Genomic DNA, 19252 nt, shown 5'->3' with positions numbered 1-19252 from the left:
AATTGCTATATTTGTCATGCCAATATATCTCTAAAAATATTTTTTAAAAATCACTTGACTCTATATAGTTAGTCTCAACTATTTGAAGAAATAAGACCCGGACGAGCAAAATTGCTTAATCCGGGTCATAAATATTTTATGATGCTTTCTCGTCACTACTTGATTTACTCGATTTATCAGTTTTATGGTCAGTACAATAAAAACCAGAACCTTTAAAGCGAATCCCTGGAGCTCCAATAATCCTTTTTACCTCTCCAGAACAATCAGGGCATTCTTTTAAAGCCTCATCTTTGATACCTTGAAGCTTCTCAAATCTTCCGCACTTTTCACATTCGTATAAATAAGTTGGCATATCACTTCACTCCCAATCTATATAGTTATCCCTATTTATAATTTATAATACAAAATCACCTATTTGTCAAGAGTTATTGCTATTAGATTCAACAATATTACTCCTATAACCCCAGTAATTATAAGCCATTACAAGGAAATATCCAATTAAAAATCCCCAATTATTATTTATAAAAAAATATATAATACCGGCAGAAAAATTAATAATTATAACTCCAAGTACAATAATATTAGAAAATTTAACTTTAATTAACTGCCAGGGCAATAATCCTAGACCAATAAATACCCCGATATCATTGCCAAAGATAAGTCCTGCAATTCCTATTATTCCAAAGACAACTGCCAGAAATAAATCCATAATTCAATTAACCTCCTGTATTCTCAGTCTCAATTTTTCTCTCTAATAAACAGACAGTCTCAACATGATAAGTCTGGGGGAACATATCGACTGCAGTCATTTTCTCAATCCTATAAGAGTCAGATAACTTTTTTAAATCCCTGGCCAGAGTAGTCGGATTACAGGAAACATAAATTAAACTTTCAACCCTATTAGCCTTTATCAACTTTACAGTTTCATCTGGCAAACCTTTCCTTGGAGGATCAAATATTACCAGGTCATCAGCGGCCAGCACTTCCGGCAGAAGATCTTCAACAGAACCTAACTGAAAATCCACCGTAGAACCATCAATCCCGTTTAATTCAGCATTAACCCTGGCAGCCTGAATTGATTCAAGGGAAATATCAATCCCTGTAATATTTTCAAACCTATCAGCTAGATAAATAGCTATTGCCCCGGAACCACAGAAAGCATCATAAATTTTCCCAGGATTAAGCTTTTCAACATAATCCACTATTATGTCATATAGCTTTTCGGTCTGAACAGTATTGACCTGAAAAAATGACTCTGGATAAATTGAATACTTATTTCTGCCAATATAATCAACAATATATGCCTGACCGGCAATCAACTCAGAAGTCTCACCTAAGATCTTATTCGTCTTTTCAGTGTTGATATTCTGATAAATACTGACTAAAGCCTGCTCTTTATCAATAAAACCCTTCAGCTCATTTAAGACATCAGCTGAAAGAGAATCTCTAACAACCACCGTCAACTGCAGCTGGCCGGTACAATAACCAGATCTGATCAAGAAATGCCTTAAAGTACCCTGATCAGTCCTCTCATCATAGGCTTTTATATTATGTTCTTTAAAAAAATCCAGCACCTTATCCAGCAGTCGGTTAACTGGCTGATGCTGAATCTTGCATTCAGGAAATTCTATTATATCATGACTCCCGGCTTTATAGAACCCTGTTATCAATTCACCATCTCTTTCCCCAACAGGAAACTGCCCTTTATTCCTGTAATACCAGGGAAAATCCATCCCTGCAACCTCAAAATCAGGCCACTGTTCTAATTTACCAATCCGTTCAAGTGACTCTTCAATAATGGCCTTTTTAAACTCTAATTGCGCCTGATAACTGGCATGCTGGAGCTGACAACCGCCACATTCAAAAAAGACAGGGCAATCCGGTATAATCCGGCAATCAGCCTCAGTAACCACCTCTATTAGCTCTGCCCTGGCCATACTATCCTTCCGTTCAATGATCCGGGCCTTTACAGACTCACCAGGCAAAACATTCTCCATAAATACAACTGGCCCATCTTCTGGTCTGGCCAGCCCTTCTCCTCCATAGACAATCTTTTCAATATTTAATAAGTACTCTCTTCCTACTTCGACGGTTACCACCTCCGTTTCACCTCTATAATTTAATTATTAATTTCATCCAGTATCTCTCTTGCTCTGGCAGGATAATCGGTAATAATTGCATCAACATTCATCATTAGTAATTGCCGAATTACACTATCATCATTTGCCCCAAAGGCATTAACTGCCATATCGTGCTTATGACATTCTTCAACTATTTCAGGAACTGTTGCAGCATAAAAGGGATGTATGGCTTCAGCACCAAGTTTTTTTGCATATTCCCAGGGCCGATATATTCCTGCCATATATAATACCCCGGTCCTTGCAGCTGGCTCAATCTCCTTGATTTTCTTAATACTATAATGATTAAAGCTGGAAAAGATAGTCTTATCAAAGACACCATATTCCCTGGTCAATCCAATAACCTTTTCCTCCATGCCTTCATATCTAATATTACCATTTTTAAGCTCTAAATTAATTATATCCATATCCTGAATAACTTCAAGCACCTCTTTTAGCAAAGGCAAATTAGCACCATTAAATTCACTGGAGAAAAAACTGCCTGCATCCAGTTCCCTTAACTCCCTGGCAGTTAATGCATTGACAGGACCTTCAGCATTAGTGGTCCGATCAAGAGCCTCATCATGAATCACAACAGGCAGACCATCTGCAGAGAGCTGAACATCAAATTCAACTCCATCTGCAGATTCTTCAATCGCCTTTCTAAATGAAGGCAGAGTATTCTCAGGTGCCGAGCCCATTGCCCCTCGATGGCCCAGGATTTTAGTTTTAATCATCAAAATCCCCCTTATCTTTTTGCAACCTCTTCTCTAATTAGCTTATTAGCAAGCTGAGGGTTAGCCTTACCCCTTGTCTCCTTCATAACCTGGCCGACCAGGAATCCAACCGGTCGCTCATTACCGCTTTGAATCTCTTCAACAACATCCTGGTTCTCATCCAGAATATTATTTATTATTTCAACTAATTTATCTTCATCACTTATCTGGGTTAAGCCCTTTTCTTCAACTATAGCTTCAGGCTCTTTACCGGTATTAAACATCTCCTCAAAAACATCTTTAGCTATTTTAGAAGAGATAGTGCCATCATCTATTAATTTAAGCAGGCTGGCCAGATTATTTCCAGTAATATTTGACTCATCTGGAGAGATACCTTCCTCATTGAGCAGCTTTAAAAATTCTCCCATCAACCAGTTACTGACCTCTTTAGGATTTGAATAGTTTCCAACAGTCTCCTCAAAAAGGTTGGCCAGTTTAAAGTCATCAGTTAAAACCTCAGCATCATACTCTGGAAGTTCATAGTCTTCAATAAACCGCTCTTTTTTAGCCAGAGGGAGTTCTGGTAAATTATCATCAGTCTCTTTAATCCACTGATCAGAAATCTCCAGCGGCATCAGGTCCGGTTCAGGAAAATACCTGTAATCATCAGCTTCCTCTTTACCCCGCATTAAAACAGTTTTATTACTGGTATCATCCCAGCTTCTGGTCTCCTGACTAATAACATCGCCATTCTCCAGCATCTTCTTCTGTCTTTCAACCTCATAACTCAATGCATTTTCAACTGCCTTAAAGCTATTCATATTCTTAACCTCTACCTTTACACCAAATTCCTCCTGACCCTCAGGCCTGATAGAAACATTGGCATCACAGCGTAAAGAGCCCTCTTCCATATTGCAGTCAGAGATTCCAAGATAGAGCATAATCTGCTTAAGGGCATCCAGATAAGCCTTAGCTTCAGCAGGAGTTCTTAAATCTGGCTCACTAACTATTTCTATTAGAGGAACACCGCCTCGATTAAAATCAACCAGACTATGATCACTATCAGCCACCGAGCCGGCATGGATCAGCTTACCTGCATCCTCCTCCAGGTGAATTCTGGTCAGCCCAATATCTTTATAACCATCCTCAGTCTCGATAGTAACTGCCCCATCAAACCCGATTGGCAGATCAAACTGAGAAATCTGGTATCCCTTCGGCAGATCAGGATAATAATAATTCTTCCGATCAAACTTATTATATTGATTAATCTTACAATCAGTAGCTCTACAGGCCATTAAAGCATATTCGACAGCCCGTTCATTAATCACAGGCAGAGTCCCTGGCATACCCAGGCAGACCGGACAGGTATTGGCATTAGGCTCTTCCCCGAATTTTGTACTGCAACCACAGAATAATTTAGACTCAGTATTTAACTGTAAATGAACTTCAAGTCCAATTATAATCTCATAATTTGTTGTCATCTCGATATCACCTTTCCTTTATTACAACTGGACAGGATTATCTATATCCAGTATATTTTCTAGACTATTAGCAGCTTGCAACAAACGTTTTTCGCTAAAGGCTGAACCTATCAACTGAACTCCAACTGGCAGACCGTCTTCTGAAAAGCCTGCTGGCAGGGAAATTGCCGGAGAGCCAGTAATATTGGCCGGTACAGTAAAGATATCAGTTAGATAAGTCTCTAATGGATCCCGTTCCTCTCCCATTTTAAAGGCCGGAGTCGGACAGGTTGGAGTTATTATAAAATCAACCTCTTCAAAGACAGCTTTATACTGATCTCTAATTAAAGTTCTAACCTTTAAAGCCTTCTTATATAATTCGTCCTGATAACCTGCAGACAGAGCATATGTTCCTAGCATGATTCTCCGCTTAACCTCAGAACCAAAGCCCTCATTTCTAGTTTTCTGATACATCTCTTCGATATCGCCATCGCCTAATCTCTGGCCATATCTTACCCCGTCAAACCTGGCCAGGTTAGAACTGGCTTCTGCAGGGGCAATAATATAATAGATTGCCAGAGCCTGATCAGCAGGTGGCAATTCAACCTCTACAACCTCACCGCCATTTTCCTTAATCCTCTCAATAGCCTCTTCTACTCTTGCCTTTACATCTGGATGAAGTTCAAGCTCTAAATATCCTTTAGGTACTCCAAATCTAAAGCCAGAAATATCCTGTTCAATTTCTGCTAGATAATCTGGATGCTCGACATCAGCAGAGGTAGAATCCATCTGATCCTTGCCGGCTAAAATGTTAAGCATTAAGGCTGCATCTTTAACATTTCTGGTCAATGGTCCAATTTGATCTAAAGATGAGGCAAAGGCAACTAAACCATACCTTGAGACAGAACCATAGGTGGGCTTAAGCCCTACAAGTCCAGAAAATGCAGCTGGCTGTCTGATAGAACCACCAGTATCTGAGCCTAAAGCTGCAGGCACCTCACCGGCAGCTACTACAGCAGCAGAACCACCACTGGAGCCTCCAGGCAGGTGATCCAGATTCCAGGGATTCCTGCTAGTCATAAAACCAGAATTCTCTGTTGAAGAACCCATGGCAAATTCGTCCATATTGGTCTTACCTGCAATTACAGCCCCGGCTTCTTTCAGTTTTTTAACTGCTGTACCTTCATAAGGGGTTGTATAGCCTTCAAGCAATTTTGAAGAACAACTGGTTGGAAAATCTAAAGTGGCCATATTATCTTTAACTGCAATTGGAATTCCTCTTAAATCACCAATCTCTTTAATTTCAGCTCCAGAACTATTTTCTAGTCTTGAAACAAATCCCTTTACATCAGCTTCAACATTATTCATTCTATCTATAAATCCATCTATAATTTCTTCTGAAGTTAACTCGCCTTTTTCTCTAGCTTCAATTAACTGCCTTAAATTCATTTCATAAATTTCCATCAATATCTCCTCCAGTCCTATCTATTTTCTACCAGGTACTCTAAACTGACTATCGATCTTATCCGGAGCCTCATCAAGTAAATTATCACGATCATCGCTATTAGTGACCTTATCTTCCCTTAAAACATTAGTATTTTCCAGAGGATGATACGTAGGCGGAACATCCTCAGTATCTACATCCATAATTTTACCAATATAACTCAAAATATCCCCTAACTGCTCGGTAAACTCTTCTGATTCTTCCTCAGACAACTCCAGCTTTGATAAATTGGCCAGATGTCTGACTTCTTCTTTAGATAACATGATTATACCTCCTTCAATATATTTTCAAATTCTGTTTCATCTATAATTCTAACATTATTCTCCTCAGCCTGCCCTAACTTAGAGCCAGGATTGGCTCCAACCAGTAATATATCTGTCTTTGAACTGACAGCAGAAGTGACCCTGCCCCCCCGGTCTTCAATAATTTCTTTGGCTTCTTTTCTGGTATAGTTATCCAGACTTCCAGTCAGAACAAAATTCATCCCGGAGAAAATCTCCTTAACTTCATCTTTATCTTCTTCAAGCCTCATTTTAATCCCTGCATCAGCCAGTTTATTAATCACTTCCAAATTTTCATCATTGGCAAAGAAATTAACTATACTCTCAGCAATTACCTCGCCGACCTCATTAATAGCTGATAAGTCCTGAATCCTGGCATCCTTTAGCTCATCAATACTGGAAAATTCTTCAGTAACCAGACTGGCAGTCCTGGAACCAACATGCCTGATTCCCAGGGCATAAATCACCCTGTCGAATGGCCTTTCTTTACTTCTTTTAAGGGCATCAAGTAAATTCTGGGCAGATTTATCTCCAAGCCTTTCTAAGTCTGCCAGCTCGCCATGCTCTAAATAATATAGATCTCCAAAATCAGAAATTAGCTCTGCCTCCAGTAACTTATCAATTATCGAAGGCCCCAGCCCATCAATGTTCATGGCGTCTCTTGAGGCAAAATGGATTATCTTCTCCCTCAGCTTAGCCGGACAGCCTACATTCAAACATCTATGAACTGCCTCATCAGGGTCTTTAAAGACTTCAGAACCACAGGCAGGGCAGCTATCTGGCATAATAAATTCCTGCTCATCACCGGTTCTCACATCTTTAATCACCTTTACTACCTCAGGGATGATATCCCCTGCTTTCTGAATCAAAACTTTATCGCCAATCCTGACATCCTTCCGTCTAATCTCATCTTCATTATGAAGTGTTGCCCTGCTAACTGTAGAACCATCAACTTCAACAGGTTCTAAGATTGCCGTTGGTGTTAATGCACCGGTTCTACCAATGGATATGATAATATCTTTAACAAAAGTAGTCTTCTGCTGGGCAGGAAATTTATAAGCAATAGCCCATCTTGGCGCTTTACTGGTACTGCCTAATTCCTCCCTAAGTTCAAGCTGGTTTAATTTAATAACCATCCCATCAATACCATAATTTAATTCCTCTTCTTTCTCAATCCAATTGTTACAGATCTCAATAATCCGCTCAACTGAACGTTCTTGCTGATACCAGCCAACTTTAAATCCAGCCTCTTCCAGCAGTTCTAATTCATCAAGATGGGTTTTAACCTGCTCCCCGGCTTCTAAGTTTATAATATCATAGGCCAGAAAAGAAAGGGGTCTCTCAGCAGCAATCTTTGGATCTAACTGCCTGATTGAACCAGCAGCAGCATTCCGAGGATTGGCAAATGGCTCCTGGCCAGCATCAAGCCGTTTCTCATTTAATTCTTTAAATCTATCTTCAGGTATATAGACTTCTCCTCTAAGCTCAATATCTAGCTCCCTATTCAGCTTTAGAGGGATAGCGGCTATAGTTTTAACATTGGCAGTAACATTCTCGCCAACCTGGCCGTCACCTCTGGTTAAAGCCAGCTTCAAACTGCCATTTTCATATCTGATAATTAGGGCCAGCCCGTCTATCTTATGCTCAACTATATAATCATACTCAGTTCCTGCAGCAAGGTTTTTTTCAACCCTACTGGCAAAATCCTTTAGATCTTCTCCATTAAAGGCATTATCCAGACTCAACATCTGCTGGCTATGCTCAACCTTCTCAAAGGCATCAATCGGTCTGCCTCCAACCCTTGCTGATGGTGAATCCTCTGACTTAAATTCAGGGAACTCTTCTTCCAGCTCAATTAACCTATTCATCAACTCATCATATTCGCTATCAGATATTTCCGGGTTATCTTCAACATAATATTTATATTCATGATACCTTAATTCTTCCCTTAACCGATCAATCTCTGATTTAGCCTCTCTTTTATCTAATTCAGCCATAACCTACCTCCTGACAGGTTGCAATGGAGCATATTCAGCTAATAGCTCCCTCTCTTTTCCATCTTTAAAGCGGATAGTCAACTTTGTTCCTCTATCTTCTTTAACCTGCTTAATCTCGCCAATTCCCCAGCTAGGGTGAATAATCTTTTGACCCTCTTTATAATTACTACTTCTGGCATTAATACTGCTATTGTTACTTTTATCTTTAATATCTATAGTACCATAATCTTCATCATCTTCACAATTAATAAGACTATCTGGTATCTCATTTAAAAATCTAGACGGGGCATAATATTTGCTCTCTCCATATCTAAACCTATTTTTAGCCCTTAAAATATATAATTTATCCTGGGCCCTGGTTATACCGACATAACAGAGCCTTCTCTCCTCTTCAATCTCACTGGCATCATCCATTGAATTACCATGGGGGAAAAGCCCCTCATCAAGACCTGCCAGAAAAACAACTGGAAACTCTAACCCCTTGGCAGAATGCAAAGTCATTAAAGTAATAAAATTATTTTTATCCTCCATTGTATCGATATCAGCAATCAGAGCAACCTCCTCTAAAAATCCTGCCAGACTGCCATCATCATTCTCCTGAAGATATTCCCGCATTGCACTCTGTAATTCCCCAATATTCTCAAGTCTTTCCTGGGCTTTAGGGCCTTCCTTAGAAATAATCTCCGATTCATAACCAGTCTTAGAGAGTATCTTACTTACCAGTTTATCAATAGTTATTTCATTTTCTAACTCCTGAAATTCCTCAATTAATTCTGCAAACTCAATAACCCTACTGGAGTAAGCCTTAGTTAGCTCAGGATTATGATCTGACTCCAGACATGATTGAAAAAGAGAAATATTGTTAGCATAGGCATAATCCTGGACCCGCTCAATAGTTTTAGCGCCAATGCCCCTGGCAGGTTCATTAATTATCCTTAAAAGAGCAGCTGTATCAGCAGGATTATTGATTAATCGCAAATAAGCAACAATATCCTTTATCTCTTTTCTGTCATAAAACTTTAAACCACCAACAATCTGATAGGGAACCTGATTCCGTCTTAAAACATCCTCAATACTCCTGGACTGAGCATTAGTCCTGTATAATACGACCATATCTCCATAGTTGTACTCTCCAGCTCTATTCAGTTTCTTTGCTTCTTCCATAATAAAGCCGGCCTCTTCTTTATCAGTGGCAGCTTCAAAAAACTCAATACTATCCCCTTCACCACGGTCAGACCAGAGATCTTTATCCAGCCTGGAACTATTATTCTTAATTACAGACTGGGCTGCCTTTAAAATATTCTCCTTGGACCGGTAATTCTGTTCCAGGCGAATAACTTTAGCATCAGCAAAATCCTTCTCAAAATTTAAGATATTATTAATATCTGCCCCTCTAAATCCATAAATAGACTGATCAGGGTCTCCTACAACAAAGATATTATTATCAATACCTGTTAATAATTGGCTCAATCTATACTGGGCATGGTTAACATCCTGGTACTCATCTACCAGAATATACTTATATTTTTCATTATAATATTCTTTGATCCTGGGATATTCAGTAAATAACTGACAGGGCTTCATAATCAGGTCATCAAAATCAAAGGCATTGCTCTCTTTCATCCTCTGCTGATAAGTAGGATAAATCTTAGAAACCAGCTCAGATAGAAAGTTAAACTTTTCAACTTTATAATCCTCTGGTCTAATCAACTGATTTTTAGCATCACTAATCTCATTTAAAACTCGACTCGGTTTAGTCTTTTTCGTATCAATATTTAAATCCTGCATAATCTCTTTAATCATTCTTTTCTGATCTGAGGTATCATAAATAGAAAAATTTCTCTTAAAACCGAGTTTTTCTGCCTCTCTTCTTAAAAGAGTGGCTCCAAAGGAATGAAAGGTGCCGACCCAGCTCCTCATTTCCTCTGAGATCAATTTATTTACCCTTTCTTTCATTTCTGAGGCCGCCTTGTTGGTAAAGGTCATCGCCAGTATATTTCCTGGATTTACCCCATATTCTGCAATCAGATAGGCAATCCTTCTGGTTAAAACTCTTGTCTTTCCACTACCGGCTCCTGCTAAAACAAGTGCAGGCCCTTTAAAATGCATGACTGCCTCTTTCTGAGGCTGATTAAGTCCTGCTAAAATTTGATTTTCTGTTGAATTCATTAAACAATCACTTCTCCTGATATATATTCTTCTAAATCATTAAATGGTTCTTCTTTAAATAATAAATGAGTCTTACAATTACAATCACTGGATCCTAAACCAGCTTCTATAACTTCAATATCTTCTAGTTCTAAAAGAGCATCAGCTATTTCGCATTCATAATCTTTATCTAAGGGCCAGGCATAAACATTCTGCACATTAGCTTCCAGTAAAAAATAATCGATATGCCAGTGCAATCTTTCCGGGCCTTCCAGATACCTTTTTATTCTGGAATTCAAATTTTTCTGGGCAGTACCTATATAATAATAGTAACCAGCTGGAAATGCAATCTTACCTAAAGCACCAACTTCAATCCTGCCTGGTTTATGTTTAAATATTTCCAGGATATAAATACCTGAATCAAAGTCAAACTCCTCCATAATTTAACCTCCCAAGAAATCAATTAAAATTATCAATAAAAAATTATTTCCTCCATATTAAATCATATCAAAAAAGCACCTGTATTAACAGGTGCAATTTTATTAATATCTAGCTATAAGTTCTTTTTGAATATCTTTTATGCTTAAACCTGAATCTACTAAAAGAACAATCAGATGATAAATTAAATCAGCAGTCTCCTCTGCCAGCCTTTCCGGTTCTGCCAGGGCAGCTATTACAGTCTCAACAGCTTCCTCGCCAACTTTTTGCCCTATCTTTTTATTGCCAGCTTTAAATAATGAAGTTGTATAGGAATTCTCTGGCAGATTAATCTTCCTAGATTTAATGATATCCTCTAACTTATAAATAATCTCCCAGCCTGAAACATCAGCATCTCTATAAAATTCCCGATAAAAACAACTTTTATTCCCAGTATGGCAGGCTGGTCCTGCTGGTTTAACTTTAAGCAAAATACTATCACCATCACAATCAAGGGATATCTCTTTAACTTCCTGATAATTACCTGAAGTCTCACCTTTAAGCCAGAGGTCCTCTCTAGATCTGCTATAAAAAGTAGCTCTCCCTGTTTCAACAGTTTTATTTATCGATTCTTTATTCATATATGCCAGCATTAATACCTGGCCAGTATATATATCCTGTAAAATAGCAGGTACAAGGCCTCTATTATCAAAATCGACCTTATCCAAAAACTCCTCAGTATTAAATTTTTCTAATCCCAATTTAATCATCCTCCCAGACTGGTCTAATCGGAAGGCCTTTATCTAAAAGATATTTTTTACAGTCTCTGATTGGATATATATCCTGATGCCAGATGGAAGCGGCTAAAACCGCATCAGCCTCCCCATCCGTCAGGGCATCATATAAATCCTCGGGAGAACCGGCACCACCAGAAGCTATCAGAGGAATCCCTATAACATCACTAACAGCCTTTAACTGTTCTAAATCATAGCCAGCTTTAGTCCCATCAGCATCAATACTGGTTAATAAAATCTCGCCGGCTCCAAGTTTTTCAGCCTCTTTAGCCCATTCTATCAGGTCAAGCCCGGTCTCTTCGCTGCCTCCACTGATTAAGACCTCCCAGCCATCACCAGACTCTCTCTTTCTTGCGTCAATCGCAACAACCACAGCCTGACTGCCAAATTCTTTAGCAGCTCTAGTAATCAGATCAGGATCTCTGACAGCAGCTGAATTAATAGCCACCTTATCAGCCCCGGCCTGAATTAAATCTTTAAAATCAGCAATTGATTTGATACCCCCACCAACTGTAAAGGGTATAAAAAGGGTTTCTGAAACTTCAATAGCTAAATTCTTAATAGTTTCCCTATTTTCTTTAGTAGCAGTAATATCTAAGAAGACCAGCTCATCAGCACCAGATTTATTATAATCTTTAGCCATCTCCACTGGATCACCCTGATCTTTTAAATCAACGAACTTCTCTCCTTTAACAACCCTTCCATCCTTAACATCCAGGCAGGGTATTAATCTTTTAGTTAACATATTACAATCCCTCCTGCCAGATTTTTTCCACGTCAATTATACCTTTATAAATTGCTTTACCAACTATTGCCCTTTTAACTCCAATCGAATCTAACTTTTTTAGATCATCTAAAGTAGTAATACCTCCAGATGCTGTAATTTCAACTCCGTAACTCAACAATCTCTCAATATATTCAAAGTTAGGCCCTTCAAGCATCCCATCTTTATCAATATCAGTATAAATAAATCTATTAATTCCTTTGCTGATAAAATCTTCAATAACCTCTTCAACCTGAATCTCAGTATCCTCTTCCCAGCCTGAAAGGGCTATCTTACCATCTCTAGCATCTAAACCGACTATAACCCTTCCACTGCCATACTCCTCAGCTAAACTCACAGGCAACACAGGATTCTTAATAGCCGCAGTCCCAATTACGACAGCATCTGCAAATTTTAAATATTCTTCTGCAAACTGATAATTTCTAATTCCGCCGCCTATCTGGCTTTTCAGGCCAGGTATTGAACAGATCTCTTCTATTAAATCCTGGTTAACCGGTTCCCCTGCCTTAGCTCCATCCAGGTCAACTATATGGATTTCACTAGCTCCATCTTCTTTAAAACTTTTAGCCCTGGCAGCAGGATCCAAATCCATTACTTCCTCTCTATCATAATCACCCTTTGTTAATCTGACTGCTTTACCATCTATAATATCAATCGCTGGAATTACTATCATTTAATCACTCCAATCAGATTCTCTAAAAACTTTAATCCTGTCCTGCCACTCTTTTCAGGATGGGGTTGAATTCCCCAGATATTTTTCCTATTAAGAATGGCTGTAAATTCCTGGCCACCATAATCAGCTTTAGCAACTGTTAGATCAGGAATAACCGGCACATAATAACTATGGACAAAATAAAAATATTGATCCGGTAACTCATTAAAAACTTTTGATTCTACAACTGTTTCAACTTTATTCCAGCCAATCTGTGGAACTCTTTTAATCTTTTTTGAATCAAATTTCAAGCATTCTTCATCAAAAAACTCTAACCCTGATACCAGACCACTCTCTTTGCTCCTTGCAAATAAAAGCTGCAGGCCAAGGCAGATCCCTAAAAAAGGTCTACCTGATTCTATAAATTCTTTAATTGGTTTAACTAAATCCCGCTCTTTAAGACCTGCCATCCCTGCAGCGAAGGAACCAACTCCTGGTAATACTAAAAGAGAAAGTTGACTACTAATATTATCACCATTATCTATAATAGATGTCTCTTCATTAAGGTATCTAAATGCCCTTTCAACATTACCTATATTCCCTGCACCATAATCAATTATTCCGATCAATGTCTGCCACTCTCTCCCAGGCTCCCCTTAGTTGATAATGGTCTGCCTTCCAATCTATCATCAGGTCTTAAAGCCTGATCTATAGACCTGGCAAATGCTTTAAAAGCTCCCTCAATCAGGTGATGGGCATTACCATTTCTTATCACCACTAAATGAAGATTTAAACAACCATTGCTGGTTAGAGCCCTAAAAAATTCATCAACCAATTCAATTGGAAAGCCATTTATCTCTGTTCTATCTGATTCTAGATTGCTCCTATAATATGACCTTCCTCCAAGATCAACAACTGCCTGAACTAAAACTTCATCCATAGGCAGAGTAAAATCTCCAAACCTGGTGATACCTCCTCGCTGGCCTAACTGTTTATTCATCGCCTGACCAAGTAAAATCCCAATATCTTCAACTGTATGGTGCTTATCAACTTCAAGGTCACCTTCTGCCTTAAGCTTTAAATCAATAAAACCATGTTTGCACCAGAGTTCAAGCATATGATCAAAAAATCCAATCCCGGTATTTATATCATAATCTCCTTCGCCAAATAAATCCAGTTCTAACACAATAGAAGTTTCATTTGTATTCCTTTCTAACTTAACCATCTTAAACCCCCTCTAAAATTGACGTTATCTCCTCTTTAAACAGTTCATTTTCTTCAGGCATCCCAACACTCACCCTTAAAGCTTTTCCTAATGTATCAAGGTTATCCCAGTATCTTATCATAATATTTCTTTCCAATAATTTATCTTTAATCTCTTCCTCATCATTATCAGTTTTAAATAAAATGAAGTTGCCCTCAGAATGAAAGGCATTAATGCTATCATGTTTTTTCAAAAACTCTTCCAGTTTGATTCTTTCACTTCTCATCTCTATCCACTGTTTTCTATATTCATCTTCAAAACCTAATAAAGCAACTGCTATTTTAGCACTATAATTGCTTATATTATAAGGAGATCTAATCTCATTCAACCCATCTATTACAGGTTTATTGGCCATTAAATAACCAACTCTAAGGCCTGCCAGCCCAAATGCTTTAGAGAGGGTTCTTAAAACTATTAGATTTTGATTATTATTTATTAAGTCTATTGCAGTCTTTCCAGAAAACTCATAATAGGCTTCATCAACTACTACCATTAATTCAGTCTCGGCTAAAAGTTTAGCCAGCCAGCTCAGAGAAAATCTTTCACCGGTCGGGTTATTCGGATAACATAAAAATATAATTCCATCATCATACTTGCTGGCAAGCTCCATAATTTTATCCTCTGGAAACAAAAATTCAGCTTCAAGCTTATAAGGCACTTCCATAATCTCCGTTTCAGTAACACTGGCATAATGGCTATACATTCCAAAGGTAGGAGCCGGGGATATCATAACACTATCTCTTCCGCCATACTCTAATAAACTTAATAAAATCAATTCATCAGAACCATTACCGGCAATAATTTGATCTGCTGGAAAACCAGTATATCCAGCTAATGCCTTTCGTAATTCAATATAAGTCTTATCAGGATACCTGTTATAAGCAACTTCAACGGCAAGTCTATTTACTTCTTTTGCCACCTCATCAGTTAATGGGTATGGATTCTCATTAGATGATAATTTAATCATTTTTATCACCAGTACTTTCCAGCCTGATTCTAGCAGCACTGGCATGAGCAGGCAAACCTTCTGACTCTGCAATCCTTTCAATATCTGTAAACGTATTCCTTAACTCTTCTTCAGTAAAATAGATCAGACTGGAACTCTTTACAAAATCATTTACGGAAAGAGGAGAAGAAAACCTGGCAGTCCCTGAAGTAGGCAAGACATGATTGGGGCCTGCTAAATAATCTCCGGCGACCTCTGGTGTCCACTTTCCAATAAAAATAGATCCCGCATGTTTTATTCTTTCAATATATTTCAAAGAATCATTTACAATCAGCTCTAAATGTTCTGGAGCAATTTCATTACTTGCTTTTATAGCTTCATCTAAATTCCCAACTTTTATTATTAAACCATAATTCTCAAGAGAACTCCTTGCAGTTTCTTTTGTCTTTAACATTTCAAGCTGTTTTTCCAGCTCATCCTCAACTTCCATAATAATATCATCTTCAGCCGTAATTAAAACAACTCTTGCTTCTGGATCGTGCTCGGCCTGGGCCAACAAATCAGAAGCAATTGCATCTGGAGCAGCTGTTTCATCAGCAATCACCAGCACCTCACTGGGACCAGCAAGCATATCTATATCAACCTGGCCAAAGACTAACTTTTTAGCCATAGTGACATACTTATTGCCTGGACCAACTATTTTATCAACTCTTTTTATGGTCTCTGTACCATAAGCTAAAGCTGCGATGGCCTGGGCTCCACCAATAGAATAAACTTCATCAATCCCACATAAATCTAAAGTTCTAGCAACAGTTGGATTTATCTTGCCATCTTTACCTGGTGGAGATACAGCAACAATCTCATTAACACCAGCTACCAGAGCTGGTACAGCAGTCATCAGGACAGAACTGGGATAAGCTGCCCTTCCCCCTGGAATATATAGCCCTACCCTTTCAATTGGAGTAATCTGTTCACCAACAAAGCCACCATTTTCATTTCTCTTATACCAGCTCTTATCTAGCTGACTTTTTGAGTAATCAATCAATCTTCTTTTAGCCACTTTGAGAGAGTCCAATAATTCCTCATCTATTTCAGAAGTTTTTAGAAAACTTTTATCAACACTCAATCTTTCTAGTTTAACGCCATCATACTTTTCTGTGAAATCAAATAACGCCTTATCGCCCTCATTAACAACATCCTCTATTATACTATTTACATTTTCCATTAATTCTCCAGCATAATCAACCTTCTTGTTTTGCAAAAAATCCTCTAATCTTTTTCTGTCACCTGGTAAATTTATCTTCTCCATATTAATTACTCCCAACATTTGATTTAATTCCACTTATTATTTCATCAATCAGATTAGAATTAGTTCTATAACTCATTCTATTAACAATCATTCGTACTGATGAATCTAAAATAGTGCCAATAGCTTTTAAATTATTCTTTCTTAAAGTAGTTCCAGTAGATGTAATATCAACAATAATATCTGCCAGATCAACTAATGGAGCCAGTTCAACTGAACCACCTAACTGAATCACTTCAACCTTAATTCCTAAATCATTAAAATAATTGGCTGTTAAATTTGGATAAGAAGTTGCAACCCTCAAATTATCAGGTAATTCTTCTGGATTTTCATACTTCAATTTATCTGGAATCGCAACCACCAGACTGCATTTTCCTATTTCTAGATCAAAAACTTCATATATATTTCTTTCTTTTTCTGCAATTACATCTTTACCTGTAAAACCAAGGTCTGCCGCTCCATGCTCAACATAAGCGGGAACATCAACTGGTTTTGTTAACATAAACTCATTGCCTGTCTCATCAACCCTTTGAACTAACTTTCTCGAAAGTGTAGATAAATTATTATCCTGGCCTATTAAAGGAGTATTACTGCAGACTTCAAGTACCTGAGAAAATAATCTCCCTTTAGGCATTGCTATTTTCAAGTTCAGTTCTGACATATTCTAACACCTCAGCAATCCTCTCAAAATTTCTTTCCTCTTTTTCAATAAATACAGCAAAGATATCATCAATTTTAATTATTATTTCATCTGCATCGATATTATCAACTTTAAGGTTTTCATATTCTATCAATGTTTCAAAACCTTTATCCTGGAGTTCATCAATAAGCTCAAAGGACTTATCTAAATCATTTACATCTTCAAGATAAATTTTTATCTTACTGCTTCTATCTAAACTCTGCCCACCATTTACAGCAAGCCTTAACCTTTCCATTCCGATAGCAAAACCTACTGCAGGAATGCTCTCTACACCAAATCTGGATAATAACTTATCATAACGCCCTCCGCCACAGATATTGTAACCTAAATTCGGAGACATTACTTCAAAAACAATCCCTGTATAATAATCCAGATTTCTCATTAAAGTTAAATCAAAATTTATTCTTTCAGCCATATTTATTAATTTTAAGCTGCTATAAATTTTCTTTAAATGTTCTAATGACTTATTATTGCTACCTATAATTTTCTCTGCTTTAGCAAATATTTCTGGACCACCTCTTAATTCCAGCAATTTCAATAGTTTATCCTTCTTATCTTTTTCAAGTTCAAGGCATATATTTCTATAACCTACTAAATCTCTACTGGCTAACTTAACTTTTAATTTTTTAACTAAATTTTGCTCTAAATCTAAACTTACAAATACTTCTTCTAAAAAACTTATATTTCCTACTTCCACCTGAAAATCATCTAAACCAGCAGCTTCAATTATTTTCTGAATAAGTAATAGTATTTCTATATCAGCATCTTCGCTACCACCAAATCTCTCTGCACCTAGCTGATAAATCTCTCTATCCTTACCACTCTGGGTAGTCTCATGACGATATACAGAGGAATAATAATAAAATCTAGCTGGAAATGTAATATTATCCTGCTCTCTAGCTACTAAACTGGCAATCGCAGAGGTCATCTCTGGCCTTAATACTAAAATATCTCCCTGATAATCGATTAATTTATAATAATTCTTAACTTTTTCTTTTTCAACACCTGAACAGACAAGGGAATAAGGCAATAAAGCCGGTACATACAAAGGCTCATAACCAAAACTTTCAAGTATATTCTGGCCAGTATTTTTTAATAAATCTAAAGACCTTGCTTTCTCAGGCATATAAAAAGCCATACCTTCAGGTAAACCATTAAATTTAAGTTCCATAATTAATCCTCCAGTGCAACAATATATTTGCTTTAATTCTTTATCACACTAAAGAATATAACATATCCAACTCTCACTGTCAAGAAAATATTTATCAAAATAAAAAAAGGCACCAGCTTATTAAAAGCCAGTACCTATAATTTATTATTAACATCTAAAAATTATCTATTCAATTTAGGATCAAATATATCTCTTAAACCATCACCTAATAGGTTAAAACCTAATACAGATAAAACTATTGCAATACCAGACCAGGTCGTAACATGAGGAGCAGATCTCAAAGCTTCCCTACCAGAAGCTAACATTCTCCCCCAACTGATCATAGGTGGCTGAGCACCTAAACCTAGGAAACTCAAGCCAGCCTCAGTAACAATAGCTGTTCCCATACCAAGTGTTGCCATGACCATCATAGGAGCAAAACCATTTACCAGTATATGCTTAAATAATATTGAAAAGTTTGTCGCTCCCATAGCTCTAGCAGCTTCTACAAACTCCTCTTCTTTTAAGCCTAAGACCTGACCTCTAGTGATTCTGGCCATTGACGGTATTCTAACTACTGCAATAGCAAACATGGCATTCACCATACCAGGTCCTAAAGCTGCTACAATAAAAATTGCAAGCAAAATAGCGGGGAAAGCAAGAATCACATCCATCGATCTCATAATAACCTCATCTAACCAACCACCAACATAACCTGCTATAGCTCCTAAAACCAGACCAATAAATAGTGAAATTCCAACTGCAATAAAACCTACAAGTAATGAAACTCTAGAACCCATTATCAGTCTGCTAAAAACATCTCGACCTAAATTATCTGTGCCTAAAATATGTTCTCCTCCAATACCTTCAGGAGCCTGATATCTATTAAAGAGATTCTGTGCATAAGGATCCTGAGGTACCAATCTTGGTGCTAAAATTGCTATTAATATCATTAAACCAATTAAAATAATTCCAACTAAAGCCTGTTTATTTTTTAGTAATGTTTTCATTATTTG

At 37.6% G+C, this 19252-nt stretch carries 20 protein-coding genes; all 20 read right to left on the bottom strand.

Annotated elements, in window-relative coordinates:
• Positions 1-136: 136 nt before the first annotated feature.
• Positions 137-352 carry an FmdB family zinc ribbon protein gene (locus tag I0Q91_RS13590; RefSeq protein ID WP_270455203.1) on the bottom strand — a complete coding sequence of 72 codons (216 nt, stop codon included), beginning with the start codon at positions 350-352 and terminating at the stop codon, positions 137-139.
• A 66-nt stretch (positions 353-418) separates the two neighbouring features.
• Positions 419-709, bottom strand: coding sequence for a hypothetical protein (locus I0Q91_RS13585; RefSeq protein WP_270455202.1), 291 nt, complete (start codon positions 707-709; stop codon positions 419-421).
• Between the two features lie 7 nt (positions 710-716).
• Entirely contained in the window at positions 717-2099 is a 1383-nt protein-coding gene (gene rlmD, locus I0Q91_RS13580; protein ID WP_270455201.1) for a 23S rRNA (uracil(1939)-C(5))-methyltransferase RlmD, read from the bottom strand.
• 20 nt (positions 2100-2119) lie between these two features.
• A complete protein-coding gene (locus I0Q91_RS13575; RefSeq protein ID WP_270455200.1) occupies positions 2120-2854 on the bottom strand; it encodes a glycerophosphodiester phosphodiesterase in 735 nt (244 codons plus the stop codon).
• 11 nt (positions 2855-2865) lie between these two features.
• Positions 2866-4314 carry an Asp-tRNA(Asn)/Glu-tRNA(Gln) amidotransferase subunit GatB gene (gatB, locus tag I0Q91_RS13570; RefSeq protein ID WP_270455199.1) on the bottom strand — a complete coding sequence of 483 codons (1449 nt, stop codon included), beginning with the start codon at positions 4312-4314 and terminating at the stop codon, positions 2866-2868.
• 21 nt (positions 4315-4335) lie between these two features.
• A complete protein-coding gene (gatA, locus tag I0Q91_RS13565; protein WP_270455198.1) occupies positions 4336-5757 on the bottom strand; it encodes an Asp-tRNA(Asn)/Glu-tRNA(Gln) amidotransferase subunit GatA in 1422 nt (473 codons plus the stop codon).
• A gap of 21 nt (positions 5758-5778) precedes the next feature.
• Positions 5779-6060, bottom strand: a complete 282-nt coding sequence (gatC, locus tag I0Q91_RS13560; protein ID WP_270455196.1) for an Asp-tRNA(Asn)/Glu-tRNA(Gln) amidotransferase subunit GatC — start codon at positions 6058-6060, stop codon at positions 5779-5781.
• A gap of 2 nt (positions 6061-6062) precedes the next feature.
• The gene (gene ligA, locus I0Q91_RS13555) at positions 6063-8075 is read right to left on the bottom strand and encodes an NAD-dependent DNA ligase LigA (protein WP_270455195.1); all 2013 of its coding nucleotides are present in this window, start codon (positions 8073-8075) and stop codon (positions 6063-6065) included.
• A gap of 3 nt (positions 8076-8078) precedes the next feature.
• Positions 8079-10244, bottom strand: coding sequence for an ATP-dependent helicase (locus I0Q91_RS13550; protein ID WP_270455194.1), 2166 nt, complete (start codon positions 10242-10244; stop codon positions 8079-8081).
• A complete protein-coding gene (locus I0Q91_RS13545; protein WP_270455193.1) occupies positions 10244-10663 on the bottom strand; it encodes a GIY-YIG nuclease family protein in 420 nt (139 codons plus the stop codon). Before I0Q91_RS13545 ends, I0Q91_RS13550 begins: the two co-directional genes overlap by 1 nt.
• Before the next feature lie 102 nt (positions 10664-10765).
• Positions 10766-11401: a bifunctional phosphoribosyl-AMP cyclohydrolase/phosphoribosyl-ATP diphosphatase HisIE gene (gene hisIE, locus I0Q91_RS13540; protein ID WP_270455192.1), complete on the bottom strand. Its 636-nt coding sequence runs from the start codon at positions 11399-11401 to the stop codon at positions 10766-10768.
• A gap of 1 nt (position 11402) precedes the next feature.
• Complete coding sequence (gene hisF / locus I0Q91_RS13535) at positions 11403-12179, bottom strand: imidazole glycerol phosphate synthase subunit HisF (RefSeq protein ID WP_270455191.1); 777 nt, start codon at positions 12177-12179, stop codon at positions 11403-11405.
• A 1-nt stretch (position 12180) separates the two neighbouring features.
• Positions 12181-12891, bottom strand: a complete 711-nt coding sequence (gene hisA / locus I0Q91_RS13530; RefSeq protein WP_270455190.1) for a 1-(5-phosphoribosyl)-5-[(5-phosphoribosylamino)methylideneamino]imidazole-4-carboxamide isomerase — start codon at positions 12889-12891, stop codon at positions 12181-12183.
• The gene (hisH, locus tag I0Q91_RS13525; RefSeq protein WP_270455189.1) at positions 12888-13499 is read right to left on the bottom strand and encodes an imidazole glycerol phosphate synthase subunit HisH; all 612 of its coding nucleotides are present in this window, start codon (positions 13497-13499) and stop codon (positions 12888-12890) included. Before hisH ends, hisA begins: the two co-directional genes overlap by 4 nt.
• Positions 13496-14095, bottom strand: a complete 600-nt coding sequence (gene hisB / locus I0Q91_RS13520; RefSeq protein ID WP_270455188.1) for an imidazoleglycerol-phosphate dehydratase HisB — start codon at positions 14093-14095, stop codon at positions 13496-13498. The genes hisH and hisB overlap by 4 nt, the downstream gene beginning before the upstream one ends.
• 1 nt (position 14096) lies before the next feature.
• On the bottom strand, positions 14097-15101 hold the full coding sequence (gene hisC, locus I0Q91_RS13515) for a histidinol-phosphate transaminase (protein ID WP_270455187.1): 1005 nt from the start codon (positions 15099-15101) through the stop codon (positions 14097-14099).
• Positions 15094-16389 carry a histidinol dehydrogenase gene (gene hisD / locus I0Q91_RS13510; protein ID WP_270455186.1) on the bottom strand — a complete coding sequence of 432 codons (1296 nt, stop codon included), beginning with the start codon at positions 16387-16389 and terminating at the stop codon, positions 15094-15096. The genes hisC and hisD overlap by 8 nt, the downstream gene beginning before the upstream one ends.
• 1 nt (position 16390) lies before the next feature.
• Positions 16391-17047: an ATP phosphoribosyltransferase gene (gene hisG / locus I0Q91_RS13505; RefSeq protein ID WP_270455185.1), complete on the bottom strand. Its 657-nt coding sequence runs from the start codon at positions 17045-17047 to the stop codon at positions 16391-16393.
• A complete protein-coding gene (locus I0Q91_RS13500; protein WP_270455184.1) occupies positions 17013-18257 on the bottom strand; it encodes an ATP phosphoribosyltransferase regulatory subunit in 1245 nt (414 codons plus the stop codon). Before I0Q91_RS13500 ends, hisG begins: the two co-directional genes overlap by 35 nt.
• A gap of 161 nt (positions 18258-18418) precedes the next feature.
• A complete protein-coding gene (locus tag I0Q91_RS13495; protein WP_270455183.1) occupies positions 18419-19246 on the bottom strand; it encodes an ABC transporter permease in 828 nt (275 codons plus the stop codon).
• Positions 19247-19252 lie beyond the last annotated feature (6 nt).

This window comes from Halonatronomonas betaini (assembly GCF_015666175.1).
Lineage (GTDB): Bacteria > Bacillota > Halanaerobiia > Halanaerobiales > Halarsenatibacteraceae > Halonatronomonas > Halonatronomonas betaini.
This window is presented reverse-complemented; position numbering and strand designations above follow the sequence as displayed.